20 protein-coding genes are annotated in these 21,822 nt (G+C 71.1%); 9 read left to right on the forward strand and 11 right to left on the reverse strand.

Annotation, left to right across the window (positions count from 1 at the left end):
* Positions 1 to 35: 35 nt before the first annotated feature.
* Positions 36 to 2,417, forward strand: coding sequence for a transglycosylase domain-containing protein (locus tag QQS16_RS26540; RefSeq protein ID WP_286064432.1), 2,382 nt, complete (start codon positions 36 to 38; stop codon positions 2,415 to 2,417).
* A gap of 122 nt (positions 2,418 to 2,539) precedes the next feature.
* Here the strand turns inward: QQS16_RS26540 and QQS16_RS26545 are convergent, their stop codons facing one another.
* From QQS16_RS26545 to QQS16_RS26560, 4 genes are all read right to left on the reverse strand, one after another.
* Entirely contained in the window at positions 2,540 to 4,684 is a 2,145-nt protein-coding gene (locus tag QQS16_RS26545; protein ID WP_286064434.1) for a SpoIIE family protein phosphatase, read from the reverse strand.
* 304 nt (positions 4,685 to 4,988) lie between these two features.
* Positions 4,989 to 5,684, reverse strand: a complete 696-nt coding sequence (gene fomD, locus QQS16_RS26550) for a cytidylyl-2-hydroxypropylphosphonate hydrolase (RefSeq protein ID WP_286064436.1) — start codon at positions 5,682 to 5,684, stop codon at positions 4,989 to 4,991.
* Positions 5,685 to 5,767: 83 nt separating this feature from the next.
* Positions 5,768 to 7,153, reverse strand: coding sequence for a class II fumarate hydratase (locus QQS16_RS26555; protein ID WP_286064438.1), 1,386 nt, complete (start codon positions 7,151 to 7,153; stop codon positions 5,768 to 5,770).
* 197 nt (positions 7,154 to 7,350) lie between these two features.
* Positions 7,351 to 9,021 (reverse strand): fumarate hydratase, encoded by a 1,671-nt coding sequence (locus QQS16_RS26560; RefSeq protein WP_286064440.1) that lies wholly within the window; start codon positions 9,019 to 9,021, stop codon positions 7,351 to 7,353.
* A gap of 154 nt (positions 9,022 to 9,175) precedes the next feature.
* On the opposite strand from QQS16_RS26560, the gene QQS16_RS26565 reads away from it, so the two are divergent.
* Positions 9,176 to 9,877 (forward strand): DUF1707 SHOCT-like domain-containing protein, encoded by a 702-nt coding sequence (locus tag QQS16_RS26565; RefSeq protein ID WP_286064442.1) that lies wholly within the window; start codon positions 9,176 to 9,178, stop codon positions 9,875 to 9,877.
* Between the two features lie 174 nt (positions 9,878 to 10,051).
* Positions 10,052 to 10,429: a WhiB family transcriptional regulator gene (locus tag QQS16_RS26570; RefSeq protein ID WP_286064444.1), complete on the forward strand. Its 378-nt coding sequence runs from the start codon at positions 10,052 to 10,054 to the stop codon at positions 10,427 to 10,429.
* A 116-nt stretch (positions 10,430 to 10,545) separates the two neighbouring features.
* Here QQS16_RS26570 and glpX read toward each other — a convergent pair whose 3' ends face one another.
* Positions 10,546 to 11,580, reverse strand: a complete 1,035-nt coding sequence (gene glpX, locus QQS16_RS26575; protein WP_286064445.1) for a class II fructose-bisphosphatase — start codon at positions 11,578 to 11,580, stop codon at positions 10,546 to 10,548.
* A gap of 125 nt (positions 11,581 to 11,705) precedes the next feature.
* Between glpX and QQS16_RS26580 the strand changes: the two genes are divergently transcribed.
* On the forward strand, positions 11,706 to 12,227 hold the full coding sequence (locus tag QQS16_RS26580) for a DUF4245 domain-containing protein (RefSeq protein WP_286064447.1): 522 nt from the start codon (positions 11,706 to 11,708) through the stop codon (positions 12,225 to 12,227).
* Between the two features lie 120 nt (positions 12,228 to 12,347).
* On the opposite strand, the gene QQS16_RS26585 is transcribed toward QQS16_RS26580, so the two are convergent.
* The 3 genes from QQS16_RS26585 to xseA all read right to left on the reverse strand — a co-directional run bounded on the left by QQS16_RS26585 (position 12,348) and on the right by xseA (position 14,565).
* Positions 12,348 to 12,938 carry a malonic semialdehyde reductase gene (locus QQS16_RS26585; protein WP_286064448.1) on the reverse strand — a complete coding sequence of 197 codons (591 nt, stop codon included), beginning with the start codon at positions 12,936 to 12,938 and terminating at the stop codon, positions 12,348 to 12,350.
* A gap of 139 nt (positions 12,939 to 13,077) precedes the next feature.
* A complete protein-coding gene (locus tag QQS16_RS26590) occupies positions 13,078 to 13,347 on the reverse strand; it encodes an exodeoxyribonuclease VII small subunit (protein WP_286064450.1) in 270 nt (89 codons plus the stop codon).
* Between the two features lie 9 nt (positions 13,348 to 13,356).
* A complete protein-coding gene (gene xseA / locus QQS16_RS26595; protein ID WP_286064451.1) occupies positions 13,357 to 14,565 on the reverse strand; it encodes an exodeoxyribonuclease VII large subunit in 1,209 nt (402 codons plus the stop codon).
* 146 nt (positions 14,566 to 14,711) lie between these two features.
* On the opposite strand from xseA, the gene QQS16_RS26600 reads away from it, so the two are divergent.
* A complete protein-coding gene (locus QQS16_RS26600) occupies positions 14,712 to 15,737 on the forward strand; it encodes a 4-hydroxy-3-methylbut-2-enyl diphosphate reductase (protein ID WP_286064452.1) in 1,026 nt (341 codons plus the stop codon).
* A gap of 29 nt (positions 15,738 to 15,766) precedes the next feature.
* Positions 15,767 to 16,513 carry a polyphosphate--glucose phosphotransferase gene (gene ppgK / locus QQS16_RS26605; RefSeq protein ID WP_286064453.1) on the forward strand — a complete coding sequence of 249 codons (747 nt, stop codon included), beginning with the start codon at positions 15,767 to 15,769 and terminating at the stop codon, positions 16,511 to 16,513.
* Positions 16,514 to 16,592: 79 nt separating this feature from the next.
* Here ppgK and QQS16_RS26610 read toward each other — a convergent pair whose 3' ends face one another.
* Positions 16,593 to 17,198 carry a DUF6542 domain-containing protein gene (locus QQS16_RS26610; RefSeq protein ID WP_286064454.1) on the reverse strand — a complete coding sequence of 202 codons (606 nt, stop codon included), beginning with the start codon at positions 17,196 to 17,198 and terminating at the stop codon, positions 16,593 to 16,595.
* Positions 17,199 to 17,395: 197 nt separating this feature from the next.
* Between QQS16_RS26610 and ychF the strand changes: the two genes are divergently transcribed.
* Positions 17,396 to 18,484 carry a redox-regulated ATPase YchF gene (ychF, locus tag QQS16_RS26615; RefSeq protein ID WP_286064455.1) on the forward strand — a complete coding sequence of 363 codons (1,089 nt, stop codon included), beginning with the start codon at positions 17,396 to 17,398 and terminating at the stop codon, positions 18,482 to 18,484.
* A gap of 209 nt (positions 18,485 to 18,693) precedes the next feature.
* On the opposite strand, the gene QQS16_RS26620 is transcribed toward ychF, so the two are convergent.
* Positions 18,694 to 19,026 carry a DUF3140 domain-containing protein gene (locus QQS16_RS26620; RefSeq protein ID WP_286066464.1) on the reverse strand — a complete coding sequence of 111 codons (333 nt, stop codon included), beginning with the start codon at positions 19,024 to 19,026 and terminating at the stop codon, positions 18,694 to 18,696.
* Between the two features lie 5 nt (positions 19,027 to 19,031).
* The gene (locus QQS16_RS26625; RefSeq protein WP_286064457.1) at positions 19,032 to 19,262 is read right to left on the reverse strand and encodes a hypervirulence associated TUDOR domain-containing protein; all 231 of its coding nucleotides are present in this window, start codon (positions 19,260 to 19,262) and stop codon (positions 19,032 to 19,034) included.
* Positions 19,263 to 19,562: 300 nt separating this feature from the next.
* Here QQS16_RS26625 and QQS16_RS26630 point away from each other — a divergent pair, with 300 nt between their 5' ends.
* Positions 19,563 to 20,765 (forward strand): DUF4190 domain-containing protein, encoded by a 1,203-nt coding sequence (locus QQS16_RS26630; RefSeq protein WP_286064458.1) that lies wholly within the window; start codon positions 19,563 to 19,565, stop codon positions 20,763 to 20,765.
* A gap of 147 nt (positions 20,766 to 20,912) precedes the next feature.
* The gene (locus QQS16_RS26635) at positions 20,913 to 21,665 is read left to right on the forward strand and encodes a GntR family transcriptional regulator (protein ID WP_286064459.1); all 753 of its coding nucleotides are present in this window, start codon (positions 20,913 to 20,915) and stop codon (positions 21,663 to 21,665) included.
* Positions 21,666 to 21,822 lie beyond the last annotated feature (157 nt).

The following is a 21,822-nucleotide window of genomic DNA, read 5'->3' on the forward strand; positions in this document are numbered from 1 at the left end:
TGGGACACCCGAGAACGAAGCGGAGCGACGGACTCATGGGACGAGCGGAAGAGAGACGAGCGCGCCAGCGCGGCGGCCACCGCGCGGCGCCCCGGAGCTCGTCCGCGACGCCGGCCACGGAGGTGGGCGGCCGGGCGGCGGCCCGCAGGTCGGCCAAAGGCGCCAAGGGCAAGGACGCCCAGGGCAAGGACGGCAGGAGCGGCATACGCCGGCTGTTCACCTGGAAGAAGATCCTCGGCACCTTCTTCGGTTTCTGCCTGCTCGGCATCGGCGCCTTCATCGTGCTGTACCTGATGGTGCCCGTCCCCGACGGCAACGCGGCGGCGCAGGCCGCGCAGCGCCAGAGCAACGTCTACAAGTACAGCGACGGCACGGTGCTGGCCCGCGCGGGCGAGGTCAACCGCGAGATCGTGGACCTGGCCAAGGTGCCCAAGGACGTCCAGCACTCCTTCGTCGCCGCCGAGAACAAGACGTTCTACACCGACTCCGGCATCGACCTGAAGGGCACGGCCCGCGGCCTGTACAACACGCTCCGGGGCCGGGGCGCGCAGGGCGGTTCGACGATCACCCAGCAGTACGTCAAGAACTACTACCTCAGCCAGGAGCAGACGGTCACCCGCAAGCTCAAGGAGATGGTCATCTCCCTGAAGGTGGACCGCCAGAAGTCCAAGGACGACATCCTCGCCGGCTACATCAACACCAGCTACTACGGCCGCAACGCCTACGGCATCCAGGCCGCCGCCCAGGCCTACTACCGCGTCGACGCCGAGAACCTCTCGGTCGAGCAGGGCGCGTACCTCTCCGCCCTCCTTCAGGCGCCGAGCCAGTACGACTGGCAGGCCGCGAGCGAGACCGGCAAGGAACTGGTGAAGGCCCGCTGGAACTACGTCCTGGACAACATGGTCGAGGAGGACTGGCTCACGAAGGCCGAGCGCGACGCCATGGAGTTCCCGGTGCCCGAGGAGCCCAAGGCCGTCGCCGGTCTGGAGGGCCAGAAGGGCTACCTGGTCAAGCTCGCCAACCAGCAGCTCGAACAGCAGTTGATGACGGAGCAGGGCATCCCGCAGTCCGAGGCGGAGGCCCTGGTCGAGGACCAGGGCTGGACGATCACCCTGAACATCGACAGGAAGAAGCAGGCCCAGCTGGAGAAGGCCGTCTCGACGCAGCTGACCAGCAAGCTGGACCCGGACAAGCGCAAGGTCGACAAGAACGTCCAGGCCGGTGCGGTCTCCGTCGACCCGAAGACGGGCGAGATCGTCGCCCTGTACGGCGGCGTGGACTACTTCAAGCACTACATCAGCAACGCGACCCGCACCGACTACCAGCCCGCCTCGACGTTCAAGCCGGTGATCCTCGCCGCGGCCCTCGAGGAGGACGCGAAGACGCAGTCCGGCAAGCCGATCACCGCGAGCACCGTCTACGACGGCACCAGCAAGCGTCCTGTCAAGGGCAGCGACATCGCCTTCGCACCGGAGAACGAGGACGACCAGGACTACGGCGACGTCACCGTGCAGACGGCGATGAACAAGTCCATCAACTCCGTCTACGCGCAGATGGGCGTGGACGTCGGCATGGGCAACGTGCTCCAGCTGGCCGACCGGCTCGGCATGGACACCGGCGACCTCAAGCCGGTGCCCGCGCTGACCCTCGGCACGATGGGTGCCAGCCCGCTCCAGATGGCCGGGGTGTTCGCCACCCTCGACAACCACGGCAGGCAGGTCACGCCGACCATCGTCAAGTCGGCCGAGCACGCCACCCGCACGGTGCGGTTGCCCGACCCGATCGGCGAGCAGATCCTCAGCCCGGAGACGGCCGACACGGTCACCTCGGTGCTGACCGGCGTGGTCGACGACGGTACGGCCCGTAAGGCGGTACGCGACAACTCCGCGCGCGAGGGCCAGCAGGTCGCCGGCAAGACCGGTACCTCCGACGACAACAAGTCGGCCTGGTTCACCGGCTACACGCCCGACCTGGTCACCTCGGTCGGTCTGTTCGGCGAGGACGTGAAGAAGCGCACACAGGTCGAGATGTACGGCGCGGGCGGCGTGGAACGCGTCAACGGCGGTGGCTTCCCGGCGCAGATCTGGGCGGCGTACACCTTCGGCGTCGCGGCCGCGAACGGCAGGTTCGACCTGGACACCGACCAGGGCGCGGCGGTCAGGCCGACCGAGACGCCGACGGTCTCCCCGACCCCGACCCCGACCCCGACCCCGACCCCGACGCAGGAGCCGACCACCGAGAAGCCGCCGACCTCGAAGCCGCCGACATCGAAGCCGCCGACGTCCGCGTCGCCCAGCCGGACACCGTCGAGCACGCCGACCAGCGGCCCGCCGGCGAGCCCGACGACGAGTCCACCCGCGGACGGCATCACGCCCCCGGAGGAGCCGCTCGATCCCGCCGCCGACGACGAGCAGTAGCGACAGGGGCGAGCAGGGGCGCCAGGGACGAGCAGGAGCGCCAGGGACGAGCAGGAGCGACAGAAAGGGCGCCCGGAGAACTCCGGGCGCCCTTCCGCGTGGTCCTGCCGGTCGCGCGGCCGTCAGCTCCGGTTCAGCTCGAACCAGACGACCTTCCCGGTGCTCAGCCGGGTCGCGCCCCACCGCCGGGCCAGCTTGTTGACCAGGTACAGCCCGCGTCCGCCCTCGTCGGTGGCGCGCGCCTGCCGCAGCCGGGGCAGCTGCGGCACGTCGTCCCCGACCTCGCAGCGCAGCACGTCGGTGCGCAACAGCCGTAGCGTGATCGGCCGGGTCGCGTACCGCACGGCGTTCGTCACGACCTCGCTGACCAGCAGCTCCACCGAGTCGCTGAGCTCCTCCATGTCCCAGCGGGCGAGCGCGCGGCGGGCCAGCCGGCGGGCCCGGCCGGGGGCCATCTCCTCCGGCTCCAGGAACCAGTACGCCACGTCGCTCGGCGCGATCCCGTCGAAACGGGCGGCGAGCAGCGCGATGTCGTCGTCCCGGTCGCCCGGACCGAGCATGTCCAGCACCTCGTCGCACAGGGCTTCGAGCGGCGGCGGATGGTCGGGGCCGGTCAGCTGCGCGGTCGCGGCGAGCTTCTCCCGCAGCTGCTCTATGCCGGTCCACACGTCCCGCAGGCGCGACTCGACCAGGCCGTCGGTGTACAGGAGCAGGGTCGCCCCGGCGGGCGCGTCCAGCTCCACGGCCTCGAAGTCGACGCCCCCGACACCGATCGGCGCGCCCGGCGGCACCCGGAGCACCTCGGCCCGGCCGCCCAGGTGCAGCAGGACCGGCGGGGGATGGCCGGCGTTGGCGATGGTGATCCGGTGCGAGACCGGGTCGTAGACGGCGTACAGGCAGGTCGCCATGCGGTCGGTGCCCAGGCGCTGCGCCTGCTCGTCGAGGTGGTGCAGGACCTCCTGCGGGGGCAGGTCGAGACCGGCGAGGGTCTGGGCCGTCGTCCGCAGCTGGCCCATGATGGCCGCGCTGGTCATGGAGTGGCCCATGACGTCACCGACCACCAGGGCGACCCGGCTGCCGGGCAGCGGGATCGCGTCGTACCAGTCGCCGCCGACCCGCGCGGTCTCGGCCGCGGGCAGATAGCGGGACGCCAGCCGCACACCCGTGGGACGCGGCAGCGTCTCCGGCAGCATGGTGCGCTGCAACTCGTCGGCGATGTACGCCTCGCGGCCGTACAGCACCGCCTTGTCGATGCCGAGCGCGCTGTGGGTGGCGAGCTGCGCCGCCACCAGCAGGTCGTCCGGCTCGAAGGCGATCCGGTCCGGGCGGCGCAGGAACAGCGCGGCACCGATCACCCGGCGCCTGCCGCGCAGCGGCGCGAGGATCGCGCGCTGCCCGCCCGGTACGACGAACTCGCCGCCATCGCCGAGGAGTTCGGGCAGCGCGGCACGCGCGGCCGGGGTGTCCGTGAAGACCGGACGCACCCCACGCAGCACCTCGGCGAGCGCGCTGCCGGGCTGCACCTCGCACAACTCGGTGCCGATGGTGTCCAGCTCGGACGGATCCGGCACCGGCACCGGCAGGATCCCGTCCTCCAGGTCCCGCTCCTGCGGGATCCGGTCGGTGCGGCGCAGCCGCAGCACCAGCGGGCCGACCGGCCGCTCGTCGCCCACCGGCAGCGGGTCCCGCAGATAGACGAGGATCGCGTCCGAGAACGTCGGCACGGTCGCCCGGCACAGCCCCATCACGATCTCGTCGAGGTCGATGCCGCGGGCGATCCGCCGGGTCGCGGCGCCCACGAACCGCAGCCGGTCCCCGTCCCGCCGCATCGGCGTGGGCCGGCCCGGCGGCACAGTCTGCCCGGTCCGGCGCTCCGGACCGTCCGACCCGGTGCCGGACCGGTCCTGACCGGTGCCCGGCTGGAGGGGGATGCCCTCCGGGACGGGCCGCGGGCGGTGTTCCCCCACGCTCGCATCCGCTCGCGCGGGAGGTACCCCCATGGGATCGGCGGTGACGGGCTGGGAGTGCTCGGGGCCGGTGCCGGCCGGGTCGTTGTCCATGCCGCTCGATGTCGTCGTACCGGATCCGGCGGGCTGAGGCTCACCGGCGCGGGCCTGTACGGGTAAGGCGCCGACACCGGGCGTGCGCGCCGGCGCGTCCGAGCCGTGGGGAACGGACGGCGCCGGGGTACGCAGGAGCGCCCCGCGGTCGTCCGCGGGGTCGACGCCCGCCTGGGGGCGTTCGAAGGAGGTCGGCTGCTCCGTCACGCGTGTCGAATCCGTCCGTCCGGGGCCATGGGACCCATGCGCTGCCCGCGCGCTTGGTCCCGCCGAAAACCCGATACCCGCAATACGTGTCCCAGGAACGGGTCTCCCGCGTGGTCAGAGGTTGTTCCTGTGCCACCGGCGGCCCGCCTACGGACTGTACCGGTGTTGCCCTCGTACCCCTCGCTCACGTCCTGCCGCCCCTCGGTGACGATCGGTCAAGCCCAGCGCGTGCTCCGGTAGTTGCCACTGTGCGCCCTTGCGGAGGACGATCCTACGTTTCTTGCCCGGGGGCGCATCAAGGGTCTCACGAGGACAGATGCGCGGGCGTACGATCCCAGTCCTGCGGCAAGGACGGGACGGACCAGGACGGATCGGGACGCCAGTGCTGCCAGCCGTCCGAGAACGGCGGCCCCCAGGCCCGGATCACCTCCACGGCGGACCGCCCCGCCTCCCGCACCCTCCGCGCGAGGCGCGCGTCCATCAGCCCGTCCCGCTGGGCCTGCGCGAACTCGTCCTCGTCCCGCCACCGCCAGTTGCGGTCCGGGTCCACCGTGATGTCCAGGAAGTGGTCCTCGGAATCGACCCCACCGGCCCAACGGGCCAGCGGCTCCTCCAGGTTCACGTACCAGTTCTTGAACCGCCAGCCCGGATCCCAGAACAGCCACACCGACCACGCCTCACCGGGCCGCGCCAGCTTCAGCACCCCCGTCCCGAACCACCGGTCGCGCAGCACGGTACGCGGCTTGGTGTAACGCGTCTTCAACGGCTCGACGTGCACGGGCGTCCCGTCGGCGAGCACCGGCTTCACACACTCGGTGCCCGGCGCCATCCACACGGCGAGCAGCTCGCTGTCGTCCCGTACGACGGTGACGGGCCGCGCGATGTGGAAGCGCGCGCCACCGTTCTCCCGGTACCGCCACAGGATCTGAGTCCCGGGCGCCCAGAAGACCGCCGACCCGCCCGCTCCCACTCCGGCTCTCACCGCTCCACCGTCAGCCATGAACAGATATTAGGTGCCATAGGCATACGACGCTGCGGTGCGCGTCACGGTTCACACCGAGGACGTGTCCGGTGCGCGATCGGTCACGGACGCGTCATCCGCAGGACATCCAGCGCCTCGTCGAGCTGCTCCTCGGTGAGGTCGCCGCGTTCCACGTACCCGCTCTCGACGACGACCTGACGGATCGTCTTCCGCTCGGCCAGCGCCTTCTTGGCGACCTTGGCGGCCTCCTCGTACCCGATGTACTTGTTGAGCGGGGTCACGACGGACGGCGACGACTCGGCGTACTCACGGGCCCGTTCGCGGTGGGCGACGATTCCGTCCACGGTCCGGTCGGCGAGCAGCCGCGAGACGTTGGCGAGCAGCCGGATCGACTCCAGCACGTTCTTCGCGATGACCGGCAGCATCACGTTGAGCTCGAAGTTGCCGGCGGCGCCCGCGGTCGCCACGGTGGCGTCGTTGCCGACGACCTGCGCGGCGACCATGAGGACGGCCTCCGGGATCACCGGGTTGACCTTGCCCGGCATGATCGACGAGCCCGGCTGGAGGTCGGGCAGCGAGATCTCGGCGAGGCCGGTCCGCGGGCCGGAGGACATCCACCGCAGATCGTTGGCGATCTTGGTGAGCGAGACGGCGATGGTCCGCAGCTGTCCGCTGGTCTCGACGATCCCGTCCCGCGCGCCCTGCGCCTCGAAGTGGTCGCGCGCCTCGGTGAGCGGCAGCCCGGTGGTCCGGGCGACCTCCTCGATCACGGCGGCGGAGAAGCCGGGGGGCGTGTTGATGCCGGTGCCGACGGCGGTGCCCCCGAGGGGCAGTTCGGCCAGCCGGGGCAGGGAGGCGTTCAGCCGCTCGATGCCGTACCGGATCTGCGCCGCGTACCCGCCGAACTCCTGGCCGAGGGTCACCGGCGTGGCGTCCATGAGGTGGGTGCGCCCCGACTTCACGACGTCCGCGAACTCCTCGGCCTTGCGGGACAGGGAGGCGGCGAGGTGGTCGAGGGCGGGGACGAGGTCCCGGGTGACGGCGGCGGTCGCCGCGATGTGGATCGACGAGGGGAAGACGTCGTTGGACGACTGCGAGGCGTTGACGTGGTCGTTGGGATGTACGGCCCGGCCCAGCCGCTCGGTGGCGAGGGTGGCGATGACCTCGTTGGTGTTCATGTTGGACGAGGTCCCGGACCCCGTCTGGAACACGTCGACCGGGAAGTGCGCGTCCCACCGCCCCTCGGCGACCTCCCCGGCCGCCTCCTGGACGGCGTCGGCGATGTCCTTGTCCAGCACGCCCAGGCTCGCGTTCACCTTCGCCGCGGCGGCCTTGATCCGGGCCAGCGCCTCGATGTGGGCGCGTTCCAGATGCTGCCCGGAGATCGGGAAGTTCTCCACGGCCCGTTGCGTCTGGGCCCGCCACTTCGCGTCGGCGGGGACGCGGACCTCACCCATGGAGTCGTGTTCGATGCGGTAGTCGCTCATACCGCGTACAGCGCCCCCGCGGCCCCTGCCCATTCCCGTCACCGTCCCAGTCCGTCCGGCGTCTGAGGACAGGGCGTTCGGGGGCGGAGCCCCCGAGTGACGGGAACGGGCAGGGGCCGCGGGGTGACGACCTAACCCAGCCCAGGCCCCCGCACCGGGATCGACGTGAACGTCGGCGCCGGCGCGGGGGTGACGACCTAACCCAGTCCAGGCCCCCGTACCGGGATCGACGTGAAGGTCGGCTGAGAGAGTTGCTGCGGGCTGAAGAAGTCGTTGCCCTTGTCGTCGACCACGACGAACGCCGGGAAGTCCTCGACCTCGATCCGCCAGACGGCCTCCATGCCGAGCTCCTCGTACTCGACGACCTCGACCTTCTTGATGCAGTCCTGGGCGAGCCGGGCCGCCGGCCCCCCGATCGAGCCGAGGTAGAAGCCGCCGTGCGACGCGCACGCGTCCGTGACCTGCTTGCTGCGGTTGCCCTTGGCCAGCATCACCTTGGAGCCGCCGGCGGCCTGGAACTGCTCGACGTACGAGTCCATGCGCCCGGCGGTCGTCGGACCGAAGGAGCCGGACGCGTAGCCCTCGGGCGTCTTCGCCGGACCCGCGTAGTACACCGGGTGGTCCTTCAGGTACTGCGGCATCTCCTCGCCCGCGTCCAGCCGCTCCTTGATCTTGGCGTGCGCGATGTCACGGGCCACGACCAGCGGGCCGTTCAGCGAGAGCCGGGTCTTCACCGGGTGCTTGGTCAGCTCGGCGAGGATGTCGTCCATCGGCTGGTTCAGGTCGATCCTGACGACGTCACCGGCCTCGTCGAGGTGCTCGTCCGTCGTCTCCGGGAGGAACCGCGCCGGGTCGGTCTCCAGCTGCTCCAGGAAGACGCCCTCGGCGGTGATCTTCGCGACGGCCTGGCGGTCGGCGGAGCAGGACACGGCGATGGCGACCGGGCAGGACGCGCCGTGCCGGGGCAGGCGTACCACCCGCACGTCGTGGCAGAAGTACTTGCCGCCGAACTGCGCGCCGATGCCGATCCTCTGCGTCAGCTCGAAGACCTTCTCCTCCAGCTCCTTGTCCCGGAAGCCGTGGCCGAGCGGCGAGCCCTCGGCCGGGATCTCGTCCAGGTAGTGCGCGGAGGCGTACTTGGCGGTCTTCAGCGCGTACTCGGCGCTGGTACCGCCCACGACGATCGCCAGGTGGTACGGCGGGCAGGCGGCCGTACCGAGCGACCGGATCTTCTCCTCCAGGAACCTCATCATGGAGGCCTCGTTCAGGACGGCCTTCGTCTCCTGGTAGAGGAACGACTTGTTGGCGGAGCCGCCGCCCTTCGCCATGAACAGGAACTTGTAGGCGCCGCCGTCGGTCGCGTACAGCTCGATCTGCGCGGGCAGGTTGGAGCCGGTGTTCTTCTCCTCCCACATGGTGAGCGGAGCCATCTGCGAGTAGCGCAGGTTCAGGTTCTTGTACGCGTCGTGGATGCCCCGGGACAGGGCCTCCTCGTCGCCGCCCTCGGTGAGCACGTTCTGGCCGCGCTTGCCCATCACGATCGCCGTGCCGGTGTCCTGGCACATCGGCAGGACGCCGGCCGCCGCGATGTTCGCGTTCTTCAGGAGGTCGAGGGCGACGAACTTGTCGTTGCCCGACGCCTCCGGGTCGTCGATGATGCGGCGCAGCTGGGCGAGGTGGGCCGGGCGCAGATAGTGCTGGATGTCGTGGATGGCCTCCTCGGCGAGCGCGCGCAGCGCCTGCGGCTCCACCTTGAGGAAGGTCCGCCCGTCGGCCTCGAAGGTGGAGACACCCTCGGAGGTCACCAGCCGGTACGGGGTGGTGTCCTCTCCCATGGGGAGCAGATCGGTGTACGCGAACTCAGGCATGTCGCCCATTCCTCACTCGACAGACAGCGGCTGGCCTCCGTTGGCAGCGTCCACCAGCGTAGAACCTGCCGCGGACGACGCCGTTGTGAGGTAGTCCTCAGTCGACCGTCCACAGGTCTGGTCGCGATCTATCGCGTTTCGGTAGGCTGCTGCCGTGGACCTTCAGAAGCACACCGAAACGCAGGACCGGGGGACCCCGCGCGCGGGGGACCTGCGCGCCTCGGATGCCGAGCGCGACCGTGTCGCCGACATGCTGCGGGAGGCCCTCGCCGAGGGCCGCCTGACCGCCGACGAGCACGCGGAACGCGTGGAGGGGGTGCTGAGGGCCAAGACGGCGGGCGAGCTGGAGGTCTTCATCCGTGACCTGCCGGCCGCGCACCGGCTCCGCGCCGCCCCCGGCGGCACCCCGGCCCCCAACCGCCCCACCGACGCGCTCCCGCACGAGGCGGACGACACCGCGGTCGCGGTCTTCAGCAGCGCCGTCCGCAGGGGCCGCTGGCGCGCGGGCCGCCGGATCCACGCGTACGCCGTCTTCGGCAGCGTCGAGATCGACCTGAGCGAGGCGATCTTCGAGTACCAGCAGGTCGTGATCAAGGCGGTCTCGGTCTTCGGCAGCGTCGAGGTCCGGGTCCCGCAGAACGTCTCGCTGCGCGGCACCGGCGGCGGAGTCCTCGGCAGCTTCGAGGTGGACACCCTCGACGCGGAGGACCCGGACGCCCCCGTCGTCTACGTGGACGGCTGGGCGGTGCTGGGCACCATCGAGGGCCGGCCCAAGCGCGGCAAGCTCGTCGCGGACATCATCGACCGGGTGCAGCGCAAGGTCGACAGGAGTTTGCGCAAGCACCTGGACCGTTGACGTCTGTGAATTCCTTCGCCGGGGAAGCGGGGGAGGGCGCCCGGGGCGGTCGCACATCGGCGCACGGAAGACCCCGGGATCCAGCGGTTCGGAACTCAGTGCATAGGCGCGCGTACAGCGGGTAGGCCTTGCTGCATCGTCTCTCGCTCGCGAAGCCGTCGTCAGGAGTAGACCGTGCTGCAACCGCCGCATTCGTCCCTGCAGGTAGCTGCCGTTCCGGCCCAGCGGGTGCCAGTGCGGGACAGGGACCAAGACGCACCCTGGCACACCGAGGCGGTGTGCCGGCGCGACGAGGCCGGCCTGTTCTTCGCCCCGTCCAAGGAACCCACCGCCGCCCGCCTCTCCCGCGAGGAGGCCGCGAAGCGAGTCTGCGCGCGCTGCCCGGTCATGGTCGAGTGTCGTGAGCACGCACTGCTGCAACCGGAGCCCTACGGCGTCTGGGGCGGCCTGACCGCCGCCGAGCGCCGTGTGGTCCTGGCGAGGCGCCGCCGCCGCGACCTGGAACTGAAGAAGGCGGCCCGCTCGGCCGACCACATCGCGGCAGCGGGCTGAGCCGGCCCTCCCGCGCACACCGAAGGGGCCGCCCCCACCGCACTGGGGGCGGCCCCTTCGATGCCGGGCGAACCGATTCTCCGGGGGAGCGGAGGTCCTCCGCCCTCCCCGCGGGGCTACTTCGCCCGGTCGAAGTCGATCGCGCTGTAGGCCCGCAGCTTGCTGAGCCGGTGCTCCGAGTCGATCCGCCGCACCGTGCCCGACTTCGACCGCATCACGATGGAGTCGGTGGTCGCGGTCTCCGACCGGTACCGCACGCCCCGCAGCAGCTCGCCGTCGGTGATGCCGGTCGCGACGAAGAACACGTTCTCCCCGGACACCAGGTCGTCGGTCATCAGCACCCGGTCCAGGTCGTGCCCGGCGTCGATCGCCCGCTGCCGCTCCTCGTCGTCCTTCGGCCACAGCTTGCCCTGGATGGTGCCGCCCAGACACTTCACGGCGCAGGCCGAGATGATGCCCTCGGGCGTGCCGCCGATGCCGAGCAGCAGGTCGACGCCGGTGCCCTCGCGCAGCGCCAGGATGGAGCCGGCCACGTCCCCGTCGGAGATCAGCCGGATGCGCGCGCCGGTCTGCCGGACCTCCTCGATCAGGCCCTCGTGCCGCGGCCGGTCCAGGATGACGACGGTGACGTCCTCGGGCGTGACCCGCTTGGCCTTGGCCACCCGGCGGATGTTCACGGACACGGGCGCGTTGATGTCGACGAAGTCGGCGGCTTCGGGCCCGGTGACCAGCTTGTCCATGTAGAAGACGGCGGACGGGTCGAACATCGACCCCCGGTCGGCGGCGGCCAGCACGGCGATCGCGTTGGTCATGCCCTTGGCGGTCAGCGTGGTGCCGTCGATCGGGTCGACGGCGATGTCGCACTCGGGCCCGGTCCCGTCGCCGACTCGCTCCCCGTTGAAGAGCATCGGGGCCTCGTCCTTCTCGCCCTCGCCGATGACGACCACGCCGTTCATCGAGACGGTGGAGACGAGGGTGCGCATGGCGCGCACCGCGGCACCGTCGGCGCCGTTCTTGTCGCCGCGCCCGACCCAGCGGCCCGCGGCCATCGCCGCGGCTTCGGTCACCCGCACGAGCTCCAGGGCGAGGTTGCGGTCGGGGGCCTCGGAGGGGACTTCGAGTTCGGAAGGCAGATGATGATGCTCGGTCATCGGAGCGCACCTTTCTGATACGACGACGGCCGGATGAGGGTGTGGGCCAGACTCTATCGTCAGGCGGTCAGAATGAGCAGGGGGGCCCACGGATGAGCGGCCGGGGTACCTGCGACGATAGGGGTGTGGCAGGTTCGAACGGCAAGCAGAAGACGGTCCGGGACATGGCTCTGTCCCTGGGCCTGATCGGGATCGCGGCGGCGGTCATGTACGTCTTCATCCCGCACGACGACTCCGCTCCGGAGGTCAGGCGTGTCGACTATCGCGTCGAACTCCTGACGGCCCGCCGGGCCGCGTCGTACCCGGTGGCGGCGCCCGAGGGCCTGCCCCAGGAATGGAAGGCGACCTCGGTCCGCTTCCAGGGGGACGACTTCGACCTCTGGCATCTGGGCTTCCACGCCCCCGACGGACAGTACGTGCAGATCCAGCAGTCCACTCAGAAGCCGTCGACCTTCATCGACGAGGCGAGCCAGGGCGGCGAGGCGACGCGGACCACCCAGCGGATCGACGGGCGGACCTGGACGCGCTACACCGGCGGCCGCTACGACGCCCTGGTGCACACGGAGCGGGGCGCGACGACGGTGGTCGCGGGCACCGGCTCGTTCGCGCAGCTCACGGAGATGACCGAGGCGCTGCGGACGGAGTGAGCGGGACAGCGGCACGCGAGGAAGGCCCCCGGCGTCGACGCCGGGGGCCTTCCTCATGCGGTGCTGAGTCCTGGGACTCGGTCCCGTGGGGCTCGGTCCGTGGGACTCGTTCCGCAGGGCTCAGACCGTGGTGACGACGTCCTCGTACGCCCGGCGCGGGGAGCGCGGGTACCAGGCGTCCGCGCCCGGCTTGCCGATGTTGACGACCATCAGCGGGGTGTGGTCGTCGTCCAGGAACTCCTTGCGGACGCCTTCGAAGTCGAAGCCGGTCATCGGTCCGGCGGCCAGCCCGGCGGCCCGGACGCCGACGATGAAGTACGCGGCCTGGAGCGCGGCGTTCAGCGCGGCGGCGCTCTCGCGGGCCGGGCGCTCGCCGAAGAACAGGTCCTTGGCCTGGGGGAAGCCCGGGAAGAGGGCCGGCAGCTCCTGGTGGAACTCGTTGTCCGCGGAGAGGATCGCGACCAGCGGAGCGGTGGCGGTCTTCGCCTGGTTGCCCTCGGCCATGTGCCGCACCAGGCGCTCGCGGGCCTCGGCGGAACGGACCAGGGTGATCCGCAGCGGGGTCTGGTTGAAGGCGGTCGGGCCGTACTTGACCAGGTCGTAGATCGCCTGCACCTGCTCGTCGGTCACCGGCTCGTCGGTGAAGGTGTTCGCGGTGCGGGCCTCGCGGAACAGGAGGTCCTGGGCGGCGGGGTCGAGGACGAGAGACATGCGGGAACCTTCTCGGGACGTACGGCGGATCCGGGGGAGCCCGGACAGGCTGACGGCCCCGACGGTACGCGAATGAAGTTCAACGTTCAACAAAACCCGGAACGTGGTGATCCACTTCACAGCCCGCGAGGGTCTGCCGCTACTCGATGTCCCCGCCGGTGTTCCCCGAGCCGGTGCCCCCGGTGCCGGTGTCCTCGCCCGGCCCCTGCTTCTCGGCCAGCGCCGCGTCCAGCCGTGCCCGGGCGCCCTCCAGCCAGCGCCGGCACACCTTGGCCAGCTCCTCGCCGCGCTCCCACAGGGCGAGAGACTCCTCCAGCGTCGTACCGCCCGCCTCCAGCCGCCGCACGACGTCGATCAGCTCGTCCCGCGCCTGCTCGTACCCGAGCGCCTCATCCACCTTGCCGGTCATCCGCCCACCCTATGCATCGACTCGCACCACGAACTCACCCTCGGCGACCCGCGCCCGCAGGACCTCGTCCCCCGTGACCTCTCCCGGATCGCGGACGACATGCCCGTCCGCCTTCTGCAGCACGGCGTACCCCCGCATCAGGGTCGCGGCGGGGGAGAGGCCCACCACGCGCGCGTGCGTGTGCGTCAGCTCCGAGTCGGCGCGGTCGAGGAGATGACCCAGGGTGCGCCTGCCCCGGTCGAGGAAGGCGGCGACCTGATCGGCCCGCTCGTCGATCATCCGGTGCGGATCCTCTATCGACGGCCGGGCGAGCGCATGCGCCAGCCCCCGCTCCTCCCGCTCGATGAACGCCTCGACGCACCGCCGCGCGCGGTCGCGCAGCAGCCGCACCCGCTCGAACTCCTCGCCCACGTCCGGTACGACCTTCTTGGCTGCGTCGGTCGGGGTGGAGGCGCGCACGTCGGCGACGTGGTCCAGGAGCGGGTTGTCCGGCTCGTGCCCGATCGCGGAGACGACCGGTGTCCGGCATTCCGCGACGGTCCGGACGAGCTGCTCGTCGGAGAAGGGCAGCAGGTCCTCCACGCTGCCGCCCCCGCGGGCCACGACGATGACGTCCACGCCGTCGAGCGCGTCGAGCTCCTTCACCGCCTGCACGACCTGCGGTACCGCGTGCACGCCCTGCACGGCGACGTTGCGCACCTCGAAGCGGACGGCCGGCCAGCGGTGCCGGGCGTTCTCCAGCACGTCCCGCTCGGCGGCCGAGGCGCGCCCGCAGACGAGCCCGACGAGCTGGGGCAGGAAGGGCAGCGGCTTCTTCCGCTCCGGCGCGAACAGCCCCTCCGCGGCGAGGGACTTCTTCAGCTGCTCCAGCCGGGCCAGCAGCTCCCCCACCCCCACGGGTCTCATCTCGGCGGCCCGCAACGACAGTTGCCCCCGCGGCGCGTACCACTCCGGCTTCGCCAGGACGACGACCCGGGCGCCCTCGCTCACCACATCGGCCACGGCGTCGAACACCTGGCGATAACAGGTGACGCTCACGGAGACGTCGTACGACGGATCGCGCAGCGTCAGGAACACCACCCCCGCGCCGGGCCGCCGCGACAACTGGGTGATCTGCCCCTCGACCCACACGGCGCCGAGCCGGTCGATCCACCCGCCGATGAGCCGCGAGATCTCCCCGACGGGCAGCGGGGTCTCCGCGGACGTGTTGACAGCCATGCGGCGAGGGTAACGGCCCGGTCCGACAACGCCCCGCCCCGTGCCGCTCACCGCAGCCCCCCGCCGACCCCGGCACGCGCACCTCCCCGCCGGCCCGACACGCGCGTGATCTTCGGCCCGCGGTACGCGGCCTTACGATGGACGGCATGACTGCTTCGCCTGGCCGCCGTGTCCTGCTCGCCGCCCCCCGTGGCTACTGCGCGGGTGTGGACCGCGCCGTGATCGCCGTCGAGAAAGCCCTGGAGCAGTACGGCGCTCCGGTGTACGTCCGGCACGAGATCGTCCACAACAAGTACGTCGTGCAGACCCTGGAGCGGAAGGGCGCCGTCTTCGTCGAGCAGACCGACGAGGTGCCCCCGGGCAACATCGTCATGTTCTCGGCCCACGGTGTCGCACCGACCGTCCACGACGAGGCCAGGCAGGGCCGCCTCGCCACCATCGACGCGACCTGCCCCCTGGTCACCAAGGTCCACAAGGAAGCCGTCCGGTTCGCGGGCGAGGACTACGACATCCTGCTGATCGGCCACGAGGGCCACGAGGAGGTCATCGGAACCTCCGGCGAGGCCCCCGACCACATCACCCTCGTGGACGGCCCCGAGGACGTCGCCAAGGTCGAGGTCCGCGACCCCTCCAAGGTCGTCTGGCTCTCCCAGACCACGCTGTCCGTCGACGAGACCATGGAGACCGTCGACGCGCTGAAGGAGAAGTTCCCGCAGCTCATCTCCCCGCCCAGCGACGACATCTGCTACGCCACGCAGAACCGTCAGCTCGCGGTGAAGCAGATGGGCGCCGAGGCCGAGCTGGTGATCGTCGTCGGCTCCCGCAACTCCTCCAACTCCAAGCGGCTGGTCGAGGTCGCCAAGCTCGCCGGGTCCCGCGAGGCCTACCTCGTGGACTTCGCGAGCGAGATCGACGAGGCCTGGCTGGAGGGAGTCACCACGGTGGGCGTCACCTCCGGCGCCTCCGTTCCGGAGGTCCTGGTCGAGGAGGTCCTGGAGTGGCTATCGCAGCGCGGCTTCGCGGACGTCGAACTGGTCAAGGCGGCCGAGGAGTCCATCACCTTCTCGCTGCCCAAGGAGCTGCGCCGCGACCTGCGCGAGGAGGCGGCGGCGCTCATGGCCGAGCGTGGCGGCTCCGCCGCGGGCGCCGTCGGGGGTACCTCGGTCGAGTGACTGTCAGTCGTTCGTCGTAACGTAAAGCCATGCAGATCTTCGGCGTGGACATCGGCGGATCCGGAATCAAGGGCGCCCCTGTGGACCTGGACAGGGGCGATCTATCCCAGGAGCGCTTCAAGGTGCTGACCCCGCATCCGGCGACGCCCGACGGGGTGGCGGACGGCGTGCGGCAGGTCGTCGAGCACTACGGCTGGACGGGACCCGTCGGCCTCACCTTTCCCGGCGTGGTCACCGGCGGATCCCACATCCGTACGGCGGCCAACGTCGACAAGAGCTGGATCGACACGGACGCGCGCGCGTTGTTCAGCGACCGCCTGGGCGGCCTGCCGGTGACGGTGGTCAACGACGCGGACGCCGCGGGCGTCGCCGAGATGAGCTTCGGCGCGGGGCGGGGCCGCCAGGGCACGGTCGTCCTGCTCACCTTCGGTACGGGCATCGGCAGCGCCCTGTTCGTGGAGGGCGCCCTCGTGCCCAACACCGAGCTGGGCCACCTGGAGCTGCACGGCCATGACGCGGAGAAGCGGGCGTCCAGCAAGGCCAGGGAGGACGAGGACCTGACGTGGGAGCACTGGGCGCACCGCGTCCAGAAGTACCTCGCCCATGTCGAGATGCTCTTCTCGCCCGAGCTGTTCATCATCGGCGGCGGCGTCAGCCGCAAGTCGGAGAAGTTCCTGCACTTCATCGAGGGCATCAAGGCGGAGATCGTCCCGGCGCAGCTACAGAACAACGCGGGGATCGTCGGGGCGGCGATGCGGGCGGCGAAGGAGGCCTAGCCAGGTCTCGTCGGGGGCACCCCTTTTCCGGGGTGCCCCGCCATGGAGGGCGTTCAGGGCGAAAGCGGCCGGCCGGGGTTCACGCGGGCGGGTGGTTCCTGGCGGCCCGGCGGCTCATCAGGCTGATCTTGCGGACGGTCGCGATGAGGCCGGCGACCAGGGTTCCCCCGTAGAGCCATCCGGCCTGCGTCGCCAGGGCGGTGAACAGGCCCATCAGCCGGCCGCCGAGACCGCCGCCGCTGTCGGCCACCGGCAGCAGCCCCACGGCGAAGGCGATCGGTACCACGACCGGCGCGGTCACCAGGTCGCCCCGCCGGATCCAGAGGGCGGTCAGCGCGCACACGGGGAGGAACAGCACGCCGTACACCGTCAGTGACGACCCGAACAGCAGCTCGTCGACGCAGCCGAGCAGGAACATCAGCGTCCCGCAGAACAGCCCGCCGCCGAGCCCGGTGAGCCGGGGGTTGGGCAGCCGCCGCACGGCCTGGACCGGCGGCGGCGCGGACGGCCGTGCCGTCGCGGGACGGCGCGGCAGACCACCGCCCTTGCCCGAGCGGGCGGGTGTACCGGTTCTGCCGGGCCGCGCCGGGCGGCCGTTCGCACCCCGGGCCGCCTGCGGGGGCAGGGGCGGGGTCGTGCCGCGTCGCGTTCCGTTCGGCCGGGGTCGCGTCCTGTGTTGCTCCACTGGACCAACTTAGGTCGGTTTATGTGCCGAATCACTTCTCAGACACGCCGTCGGCCCGACCTTGGCCAGGCGTTCGATACGTCGCCGGGCCGGGACCGGGCACGCCGTAGACTGGTGGATCGGCCCGCCAGGGCCTGTCCGACATGCCCTGGCCCCCGTCCTCTCACCCCAGCCCTCTCACTCCGGGAAGTCGCACCGTGTCGCTCACGATCGGAATCGTCGGTCTGCCGAATGTCGGCAAGTCGACCCTGTTCAACGCCCTGACCAAGAACGACGTGCTGGCGGCCAACTACCCGTTCGCCACGATCGAGCCGAACGTCGGTGTCGTGGGCGTCCCCGACCCCCGTCTCACCAAGCTGGCCGAGATCTTCAAGTCGGAGCGGATCCTGCCGGCCACCGTTGACTTCGTCGACATCGCCGGCATCGTGCGCGGCGCGTCCGAGGGCGAGGGGCTGGGCAACAAGTTCCTGGCGAACATCCGCGAGTCCGACGCGATCTGCCAGGTCATCCGCGCCTTCAAGGACGAGAACGTCGTCCACGTCGACGGCAAGGTCTCGCCGAAGGACGACATCGAGACGATCAACACCGAGCTGATCCTCGCCGACCTCCAGACGGTCGAGAAGGTCCTGCCGCGCCTCCAGAAGGAGTCCCGGATCAAGAAGGACATCGGGCCGAAGGTGAAGGCCGTGGAGGAGGCCAAGGAGATCCTGGAGAAGGGCGACACGCTCTTCTCGCACGGGATCGTCCAGGGCAGCGAGCGCGCCGAACTCCTGCACGACCTGCACCTGCTGACCGCCAAGCCCTTCCTCTACGTCTTCAACGTCGACGAGGACGAGCTGGTCGACGCGGACTTCAAGACCGAGCAGCGCGCCCTGGTCGCCCCCGCCGAGGCGATCTTCCTCAACGCCAAGCTGGAGGCGGACCTCGCCGAGCTGGACGAGGAGGAGGCCATGGAGCTGCTGGAGTCGGTCGGCGTCGAGGAGCCCGGCCTCACCACCCTGGCCCACGTCGGCTTCACCACCCTCGGCCTGCAGACCTACCTGACGGCCGGCCCCAAGGAATCCCGCGCCTGGACCATCAAGAAGGGCGCCACCGCCCCCGAGGCCGCCGGTGTCATCCACACCGACTTCCAGAAGGGCTTCATCAAGGCGGAGGTCATCTCCTTCCACGACCTGGTCGAAACCGGCTCGGTCGCCGAGGCCCGCGCCAAGGGCAAGGCCCGCATGGAGGGCAAGGACTACGTGATGCAGGACGGGGACGTGGTGGAGTTCCGCTTCAACGTGTGATCGATCGAATACTGAATCCAGGTCCTGACACTGCCCGTCCAGTCCTGCGCGATCAGGTAGCCGTGCCTCTCTCCATCCCTGCGACATCTGGGCCCTGTCCGGGCCCGCGGAGGCCGGCCGTCGGGGACAGTCTGGTGTCAGACCCTGGAGCGCCGGGCGGGACGCAGGCGGGGCCGCCTCGCCCGGCCCGCGGGCGCTCGTGGCGGAGGTCAGGCCAGCGGGTCGTGGCCCCAGTTCATGAGTGAGTGCCTCCACCGGGTGTCCCGTACGTCGCCCGCGGGCCGCTGGGCGAGATGCCGCCGGATGTAGCCGACGACCTTTCGCATGTGCTGGTAGTCGTCGTCGGAGAGGTCGCCCCTCGCCGCGCGCAGGATGCCGACGATCCGGCGGCCGGAGGCGTGGCCCGTGGACTCGCCGCCGTCCTTGTGCTGTCCGGCGTCCCGCGACTGGTCCGAGGCCAGCCACTCCTCCAGCTCGCCGGGCTTCATGTTCACCAGCTCATGGAACGCGTCCCAGGTCTCTTTCCGCTCGTCGCCCGCCACGCGGCTCACTTCTTCTTCTTCAGCGCGGACGGCTTGTGCACCGCGGATCTGCCGGACTTCTCGCTGCGGACCTGGTACTGCGGCTCCTCGGGCGAGGCGTCCACCGTTCGGCCCGCGGCTTCGGTCCGCTCGGTGATCTCCTTCTCCACCTCGCCCTCGGCCTGACCGCCGTGGCTGCTCCAGGAGACCTTGTCCCCCTTCTTCGGCTTCTCGTCCTTGTTGCGGTTCCTCGCCATCCCGTTCTCCTTCACCGCGTTTTCACCGCGTTCCGCGCCCAGCTCGAGGCCTGTCTTCCAGGGTGCGGGCTGCCCGCACCCGCCGCAGCTCAGGGCAGGCATCCGACGGCGGCCTGCCCCCGGCGGGCCGCCGCACCGTGCTCGCCTCCACCGTCGTCCCCGCCCTCGCCCCGCCCGGATCGTCCCGTTGGGCGGCGGCGTTCCGTGTCGTCCGTGCCGCGCATAACATGCGCTCTGTCGTACGTCAGTTCCGTACGGTCGTCGTCGCGGCACTCCCGCCCGAAGCAGGAGCACGTACTCGTGTCCATACCCCCGCCCCCTGGGACCCCTCAGCCGCAGGAGCCCCAAGGGTCGTACCCGCAGGGGCAGCACCCGCCGGTTCCGGGGCCGCCGCAGGGGCCGTACGCGGCCTACGGCCGGCCGCCCTACCCGGTCTGGGGGCAGGGCTACAGCCCGTACACCCGGCCGGCGCCGGTCAACGCCCTCGCCGTCGCCTCGCTGGTCTTCGGCGTCCTGTGCTGCCTTCCGGCCGTGGGGCTCGTGCTCGGGGTGATCGCGCTCGCGCAGATCCGGCGCAAGGGCGAGCGGGGGCGGAGCATGGCCGTCACCGGTTCCGTGCTGTCGTCCGTCGGGCTCGCGCTGTGGGTGGTCCTGCTCGCCACGGGCGGCCTGTCGGCGGTCTGGGAGGGCTTCAAGGAGGGCGCGCGGGACAGCGGCGCGCTGACGCGGGGCGAGTGCTTCGACGCGCCCGGCGGCCTGGAAGGCTCGTTCTACGACCTCGACGAGGTGTCCTGCGCCGGCGAGCACGACGGGGAGGCGTTCGCCGTCGTCCGGCTGCCGGGCGGCCGTTTCCCCGGCGACGACGAGGTCACCGCCACCGCCGAGGACAAGTGCTACGCGCTCCGGTCCTCGTACGCCATGGACGCCTGGGCCGTACCGGACGACGTGGACGTGTACTTCATCCTCCCGTCCGCCGAGAGCTGGGACCAGGGCGACCGCGAGATCATCTGCGCCTTCGGCAACACGGACGCGCGGGCGAGCCTCGACGGCGGCTCGCTGCGCAACGACGAGACGACGCTCGACGCCGACCAGGTCGCCTACCTCAAGGCGGTCGACGTGCAGGAGGCGGCCCTGGCCTCGGCGCCCCCGGAGAGCCCCGAGGACGACCTGGCCGCGAACACGCGGTGGGCCGCGCGGGTGTCCGCCGCGCTCACCGAGGAGGCCGGCCTGCTGACCGGTCACACGTGGCCCGCGGGCGCGAAGGAGCCGGTCGCGGCCCTGGTGCGGGAACTGGAGGCCATGGAGAAGCCGTGGGCGAAGGCGGCGGCGGCCGGCGGCGCGGACACGTTCTACGAGCACTACGACGAGGCGGTCGGCCTGGAGAGTCCCGACCGGTCCGTCACCGCCCGCGAGGCTCTGGGGCTGGCCACGACCCCGCCGTCGTCCGAGGGCGACGGCAGCGGAACGGGGGACGGCACGGGTGACGCGGAACTGGACGTGTGACGGCGTCCATAGCGGAGAGAAAGTGCCTGCGTAAACCCCGTCACGGGCACATGTCATCACATCGAGTGATTCTCTGGCCTTTGCTTGCGTGGCGGAACCCAGGGTTGCCAGGCTGTCGCTGTCTGTACAACCTGATGGGAGCGGCCAGTGACTTTCGGTGAGCAGCCGGCGTATCTGCGTGTCGCGGGTGATCTCCGCAAGAAGATCGCCGACGGTTCGCTGCCACCGCACACCCGCCTCCCCTCCCAGGCCAGAATCCGTGAGGAGTACGGCGTCTCGGACACCGTCGCGCTGGAGGCGCGCAAGGTGCTGATGGCCGAGGGGCTGGTCGAGGGCCGCTCCGGCTCCGGGACGTACGTCCGCGAGCGGCCCGTGCCCCGCCGTATCGCCCGCTCCGGGTACCGCCCGGCCGACGGCGCCACGCCGTTCCGGCAGGAGCAGGCCGACGGTGAGGCGCGCGGCACCTGGGAGTCCAGCAGTGCGCAGACCGAAGCGGGTGCGGCCGTCGCCGAACGGCTCGCCATCCGGCCCGGCGACCGGGTGATGTGCACGAAGTACGTCTTCCGGGAGGCCGGCGAGGCGATGATGCTCTCCACCTCCTGGGAACCCCTCGCCGTGACCGGCCGCACGCCCGTGATGCTGCCCGAGGAGGGCCCCCTCGGCGGCATGGGCGTGGTCGAGCGGATGGCCGCCATCGACGTCGTCGTGGACAACGTCACCGAGGAGGTCGGCGCCCGCCCCGGCCTGGCCGAGGAACTACTCGCCCTCGGCGGTGTCCCCGGCCATGTCGTCCTGGTCGTCCGGCGTACGTACTTCGCCTCCGGCCGCCCGGTGGAGACGGCCGACCTGGTGATCCCCGCCGACCGCTACCAGGTCGCCTACCACCTGCCGGTGAGGTGACGCACTCTGCCGGTGAAGTGACCCGCTTCGCCGGTGCGGCGACGCCCCTTCGCCGGTGAGGTGACGCACTCTGCCGGTGAAGCAACGAACCATGTCGGCGGAGTGACGCGCCCCGGCCGGGAAAGCGACGCGCCCCTCCGGTGAAGTGGCGCACGCC

The sequence above is a fragment of the Streptomyces sp. ALI-76-A genome (assembly GCF_030287445.1).
Classification (GTDB): domain Bacteria; phylum Actinomycetota; class Actinomycetes; order Streptomycetales; family Streptomycetaceae; genus Streptomyces.